The sequence below is a fragment of the Pirellulaceae bacterium genome, from assembly GCA_019636385.1.
Classification (GTDB): Bacteria; Planctomycetota; Planctomycetia; order Pirellulales; family Pirellulaceae; genus Aureliella.
The window spans coordinates 1,274,963-1,281,476 of sequence record JAHBXT010000001.1 but is presented as its reverse complement, the minus strand read 5'-3'; the positions used below and the strand labels follow the sequence as shown (position 1 = coordinate 1,281,476).

Here is a 6,514-nt window from a genome sequence, read left to right as displayed (position 1 = left end):
CCCGCTATCGATGTAGTACTATTGGGTGGTTTGATTGCCTCTGTGCGCACTGCTTGACCCAGTAATTGCGACTCAAAACACGATTATAGTTGCCCCGGAATTTGTTGCAAACTTGACGCAATATGCCTATGTGCCCCATAGTTACAAGGCGTTTTAGGCCTACTGTCGGCGAACCGACTGAGTGGCGGCACAGGCAGGTGGCCTACAACCGGCAGTCAATTCATACAGACCGACGGCTGACGCTTGGACGTATCGCCGTGAGGTAAGTTCCCGACAGCCGGACTGATCCTCAGAATCGGAACCCCGTTACGGTAGAAACCGTACGCTTTTCTCGTTCCTCTTGTAGCTACCGTCGCCAGCCGGTGGACCCGCAGTAGCCACCCAGTGGTTCCAAAGTTGGATAGTTGACTCAGCCCTTCGTGCCTGAAGTGAAGGTTTTTTTTGGGTTCGTGGTGTAACAGGAAGCCGAACGATCCGGCAGTACAAGACTGCGGGATTTGGAAGCTGAACAAACCGCAAGTGCAAGCCTGCCGGACTAAACGACCCTGCGCCGCATCAGGTACATTGAAAGCGCGACTGACATCAGCACCGGTCCACTGGCCTCGGGAACGGCAGTGGTGCTGAGGCACATGTAGCCTCGTGTACCGCCATCGTCCCAACGTATGGCGACGGTTGTTGCAAGAAGCCATTGCCAACGGAAATTGCAGAAATCGGATCGCCACTACTAGCCAGCGGTGCGCCGGCGCCACCGGTCGTCGATGGATAATACAGCAGTGCTGAAAAACTTCCATCACCGACCGGTCGTGTTACCATGACCGTAGCTGTTCCCGTAGCGTACGGACCAGGCACTGACAAATCCGCGCGGACGGCCTGCAGGTGCGTCGACTGTAGGCTGATTGTTCATCGCCGATGACTTGAAGTTAAGCAAGCCAACAGCAAAATGTGGTTCAAGCCGGGCACAATTCGTACTCGCCAAGCAACCACGTCCGTCCCTGACTTCGAGTCTTTGTGGTCGTTATTCCGCAGCGAGTAGGCAATAACCCGCAGTCACAAATTGTAAATCTCTGGGAAGAAATGCGGCTTAATACGAAACAAGAGCTGGCGCAGCGTTTGAACGTTTCGGTAGCGTCGTTTGCAGAGTTTGTGACCGAGGAAGATGATGGAGATTACGTTTCTCAGGCAACGCCGAGCAGTAGACTTGAGTACCTCGGCCCGTGGGATCCTGAAGGGAACTAGTGGACTTCAGTACCCAATTGGCGCAGTGTGCAACAATGTAGGCAGTGAATTACGAGTGCCGTTTCATGGGGATATTTCTTTACAATGTACTGTTTGGGATTTCGGTGGCACTTACCTTCTTGATTATTGGTTGGCCGCGAAGGTGGAATTGGTTTTGGCGTCCATTTTGGACAGCCTGGGCGTTAGCGACGTTTTCTATTTCTGCCCTTACTAGCGATAGGTCATGGTGAGACTGAAACCCCGCTGGACTGGTTCCTTATGTCGTTAATGCACTCGATGTACGGGCAATTCTTAGAGTTTCCGTTTACGGCAATTCCAATCTTTCTCGGAACAGTGCTTGTTCGTGGACTTTGTTGGATTGTGTCGTCAAGTTCCACTTGAATAGCCAATAGGAATCGTTCGCACGCGAAGAAACCAGAAGCTGTAAGCAGCCAAGCTTATTGGGCGTTTGCGATTTGTCTGTCCGTGTTGGCGGTAGTAAAGTGGCATTATCCATACTATTTCTTTTAAGTAGTTTTACGGAAGGAGTGTTATCGGGAGTAAGGTAATCTATCTTCATTGCAGTTGATAGATTTAATAGCCTTAACGATGAATAACTGCGTGGAACGCTGCACTCGTAAATGCAAATGACTACGATGTATCTTACGTATGTGTACCTGCTACTTGGTCAAGCAGTTGCTATTGTGTTCTTGACTATATCTAAGCAGAGAAGGTGGGGATTGCTTTGGCGTCCATACATCGCGGCGCTAACCATCAATGTGATTGGCCTCTGGCTTGGTGGGCTGGCATATGGCTTGACCAATTCGGAACCGATCCATTCAGACGAGTCATTGTTGGTGCTTCCATTGACGGTTATCGCTGGCTACCTCATGCAATTTTTTCTATTTCCAGTCGTTTCGGGACCCATGTTCGTCGGGGTCCTGACCGTAGCCATATTGGCATGGTTTGTTCGAGGAGTGATGGCTTATCGTAAGGGTAAGTTTATCAGTCCATTTGAGGAGCCACTCGTAGAAGAAGATGAGATTCAGCCAATAAGCGAGCTCAGATATGCGGTGTTTGTATTTGGTCTACTAACAGTAACTGCTTTAAGTTCCTACGCCACATACACGTTCATGCAATCGACGAGTGTGCCCGGACTCAAGTGACCTGGTTACAGCAGCAAAGGACTTGTGGGTAATTGAAAGGTTCACGGAACGCTCACTTAGCTCTTACGGACTAATTGGCGGCCCATCGAATGCAGATGACGATCTAAATCGCAGCAATCTTCAAGACTCCTCAGGTCAATATGTTGTGCATACAACCATCGACGATCACCCAACCATTTTGAGCTTTCTTCTAATGAGGTTCAGGCAAAGAGTGACTAAAAGATGAAAGCTCCACATGCCTTGACTCGCGTCATACGGATGATCAGTATTGCATTCGCAGTTAGCTCGTTATTCTGGGCAGCGTTTTGTGTAACGTACTTCTACGTAATTGCCTTCGTTTGGGTCGATTTTGCGTTAGGCCGCAATATGCTGTGGACAGCCGTGATTTTTTTTGTGCCTTCGACTATTGCAGGCGTGTATCTCCACTTCGTCGTCACGAGAAATGTTCGCTTGCGATACCTTATGATTCCGCCAGTGGTGGTGCTGTTCGTAGCGTGCCTAATCCTACTATTGGATGCCATAGGATAGTACCATGGAAGATTGCTGACCATTTCTGGCAGGGAGGCCCGAACTAACTGCGAGGCCGGACAACACGCGTGCAGAGCTATAATCAACCACAGATAGCAACTGAACCGTAGGAAAATAATGAATCTGGTTGGGCAAGTCGTGCAAGTCACCCAATTGTCGAATGAGGATCGCCAACGGATGCTGGCGCTGATGGAGATGTATTATGAGGGCGTTTGCCCGCGGGCGTTTGAGGAGGATTTGGCGGACAAGCGGTGGGTGATCCAGTTGTTCGACCCGAACACCGGCGAACTGTGTGGGTTTTCTACACAGACGATTATTGATGTAGAGGTCCAGGGCCAGCCGGTGCGAGCGCTGTTTTCGGGCGATACGATTATCGATCGCAGCCGCTGGGGTGATCAGGCGCTGGCTTATGCGTGGGGCGAGCTGGCGCTGCGGCTGGTCGACGAGTCACCCGACCAGGAGCTGTGGTGGTTTCTGATCGCGTCGGGCTACAAGACCTATCGCTTCCTGCCGGTGTTCTTCCGCGAATTCTACCCGCACTACCATCGCCCTACACCCGAGCGCGAACAGGCAATCATCGACGCACTGGCTAGGCATAAATATGCCGGCAGCTACGATGCGGCTCGCGGCGTCATTCGCGCTCAACCACATCACTATCGCCTGCGCTGCGGCGTAGCCGACATGACCCCCGAACGCCTCCGCGACAGGCACATCGAATTCTTTGCGCGCCGCAATCCAGGCCACACATCCGGCGATGAACTCTGCTGTCTGGCTCGACTGGCCCGCGACAACTTTACGCGCGCTGCTCATCACGTTTATCCGATCAACGGCCCCGCTGAACCAAGCGAACTGGCCGCTTCGTCGGTTGCAGCAAGCCGGTCGAGACAAAACGCCGCGAGCGAGTGAACTTCGACATTACGAAATTCCCAACAATCAGTCGGCTTTCCCACCGATTCAGACAGGCCCTCAGATAGTGCAAGATCAAGGCATAAAATGCAGCTCAATCTGTTGGCGTCCCTGAATCTGCGGGGAAAACTAGCCCAGCGGCTGGATTTGGTAGGCGCGCGAGCGGAAGAGGAAGTCGATCAAATTGCCTTCGTGCGGCTGCAGCCAGTTGAGCCGATTGGTGGGGATGGGTCCGACGTTTAAGCGATCAATGTCTGTGCTTTGCGTCAGTTGATCGATCAATTGATCGTCTTGCGTTAGTGCGGTGCACACCAGTGTCGAACCGAGCTTGCTGACGAAATCCTTCTGAGGACACTGCACGACGCTGACAAACGGGAACATATATTCCTTGCTGACAACGCCGCGATCGACCTTATCCGCTAGCACCACCATGGGGCGCAAATAGGCACAGCGCTCCTTTTCAATCAGTCGGGGACCGAAACCGGCCGTCAGGTCCTTTACGCCAGATTCAGCCAGGTCTTGCTGGATCATGGCCCAGGTGCCGGTGGCCATAGGCGGATTGGTAAAGGCGGCTAGGCCGGAGTTTGGATCTTGAGGCGGTAACACATCGACGGGTCCTAGCCGCTCGGCCAGGGCTTGGGCAATGGCCTGCGTGTGCCGCGACGCCCAGATGCTGGAGCAGTTGATGCAACTGCGACCGCTGTTGGAAAAGACGCTCTCGACCATCAGGTCCAAATGCCGCTCCCATTGATCCACCACATCATCGCCGATCAGGATTTTAGAAAAACCGGGCCCATGCGGCTGGACTCGCGGATTGCCATGGTACTGTTTGACGGTCTCGGCGCTGCCAAAGATCATCGATCGCGCGCAGCGATTGAGCAACGTTCCGCCGACGTCGTGACCGCCGGGATACAATCCAAAAGCTTCGCTGGGCAATCCAGCCTGGATCATGGCGGCCACCATGCGATAGGGCGTCCACGGCTCTTGACTACCGGGCTTGAGCAGCAATCCGATCTGCAGCGCCACGGCGGGTAGCCACAGCGTATGCACGCCCGGCGAATTATTGGGCAATACCGCGCCTAACACCGGCGACTGCACTTGATAGCTGACCGTTACCCCGCGACTCTCTTGGCCGTAGCCGCGACGAAGAATCTCCAGGTCCAGTCCGCGAGTCAGTGCGTCCAGAATCTTGTCGATATTTCCCAGCACAAAGGCGTTCTTCTTCATGTTGGCCAAACACATGTGCTCTGGCAAACCAGTGCTGGCCGATTGCTGATGAATAAAATCGGCAACCGACTGAACACCATCGCCCATCGGCAGCTCCGCCGACTCGAACAGTTGAGCAGCCTGTTTGCAACGCTCGATCAGTTCGGCGGGCGCCAAGGCGCGCAGCGCTTGACGAGCGCGCGATGCATGGCGATAGTCCAACTGCAATACGCCTCCGCCAACTTGCGAAATCTTGGCGATGGGCTCGCCGTTGTCGAAGTGGAAGACCTCTTGAGTCTCTAGCGAATGGTAGGGCTTGCCCCACCGCAGAGCGGGTAAATGCAGCACGGTTAGTAGACTCCAACAGTGGTTTGTGAGGCCAGTACGTGGTAAGGTCTGACTCCGCTGACGCCATCCCAAGGATATTTTTCATACGCCGGCTCGCGCTCGCCTTCGTCGCGTTCCAAGAAGCCGGGCACAAAGAATTCTTTGGTCATGGTATACAGCTTGACGCGGCCCGTCGCCCCGTAAGGGACGACGCGAGTGTGATCGTCGAAATCCACGACTTCCACTACGGCTCGTGGCTGCGGTGCGTAGTAAGTGATCTTGTAGTCATCGGCTGAGGAAATCGGCTTACTACACGCCAGCCCCATAAGCGTGTTGCCGTAGGTCGGTGTCATATACACGCCGCTCTCAGTAGGTGAACCGCCCAAGAGTTCTTCCACGCAAAAGCGAGTCCACTGAGGCGTGAATTCGGTGCCACCCGAAAAAATGCCGGTAATGCCAGTCTCTTGAATACTGGTGCCACGCTCGGCTAGTCCGTAGGCCAGCGCTTCCAATAACTTGGGCGTAGTGAACATGCACTTGATGTCGTGGCCAGCCGTCAGGATGGTTATGGCTTGGTCAATACAGTGCTGCTTGTAGGCCTCCAAGTGTTCCATCCAGCCTTTTTTAATCAGCTTGATAACCCAGCGCGGATCGAGGTCGATGCAAAAGCAGATGCCGCCACGATATTGGCACAAGTGCTCGACGGCCAACCGCAGCCGCCGAGGACCGGATGGTCCCAACATCAGCCAATTGGCGCCGCGAGGGAAATAAGAGTCGGGCAACGTGTCGCTAAACAATTCGTAGTCAATGCGAAAGTCGTCGATCACCACTCGGCTCTTGGGGATCCCGGTTGTGCCGCCGGTTTCGAAGACGTAAGTGGGCCGACCCTCCAGCCCCTTGGGAACCCAGCGACGAACGGGACCGCCGCGCAACCAATCATCTTCAAATAGCGGAAATTTCTTGAGATCTTCGAAGCAACGAACTTCAGTCAGCGGGTCAAAGCCGAGCTGCGATTTTTTCTCCAGCCAAAACGGCGATCCGCTGCTCTCATGAAAATGCCAGCGGACCATCTCGATCGTATGCGCGTCCAATTGCTGTTTAGCAGTGGCAGCGTCCAGTTGCGGTGCGCTCATCAATCAACCTCGTCGTGTACAACGGCTAGTCAA

At 53.8% G+C, this 6,514-nt stretch carries 5 protein-coding genes; 3 read left to right on the top strand and 2 right to left on the bottom strand.

The features are described from left to right. Positions 1 to 1,871: 1,871 nt before the first annotated feature. From KF752_04875 to KF752_04865, 3 genes are all read left to right on the top strand, one after another. Complete coding sequence (locus KF752_04875) at positions 1,872 to 2,381, top strand: hypothetical protein (protein MBX3420873.1); 510 nt, start codon at positions 1,872 to 1,874, stop codon at positions 2,379 to 2,381. Positions 2,382 to 2,603: 222 nt separating this feature from the next. After that, the gene (locus KF752_04870) at positions 2,604 to 2,909 is read left to right on the top strand and encodes a hypothetical protein (GenBank protein MBX3420872.1); all 306 of its coding nucleotides are present in this window, start codon (positions 2,604 to 2,606) and stop codon (positions 2,907 to 2,909) included. A 117-nt stretch (positions 2,910 to 3,026) separates the two neighbouring features. Further along, positions 3,027 to 3,815: a hypothetical protein gene (locus KF752_04865; protein ID MBX3420871.1), complete on the top strand. Its 789-nt coding sequence runs from the start codon at positions 3,027 to 3,029 to the stop codon at positions 3,813 to 3,815. 129 nt (positions 3,816 to 3,944) lie between these two features. Here the strand turns inward: KF752_04865 and KF752_04860 are convergent, their stop codons facing one another. Next, complete coding sequence (locus KF752_04860) at positions 3,945 to 5,369, bottom strand: aldehyde dehydrogenase family protein (GenBank protein MBX3420870.1); 1,425 nt, start codon at positions 5,367 to 5,369, stop codon at positions 3,945 to 3,947. Between the two features lie 2 nt (positions 5,370 to 5,371). Beyond that, positions 5,372 to 6,481: a hypothetical protein gene (locus KF752_04855; GenBank protein MBX3420869.1), complete on the bottom strand. Its 1,110-nt coding sequence runs from the start codon at positions 6,479 to 6,481 to the stop codon at positions 5,372 to 5,374. Positions 6,482 to 6,514: the final 33 nt, after the last annotated feature.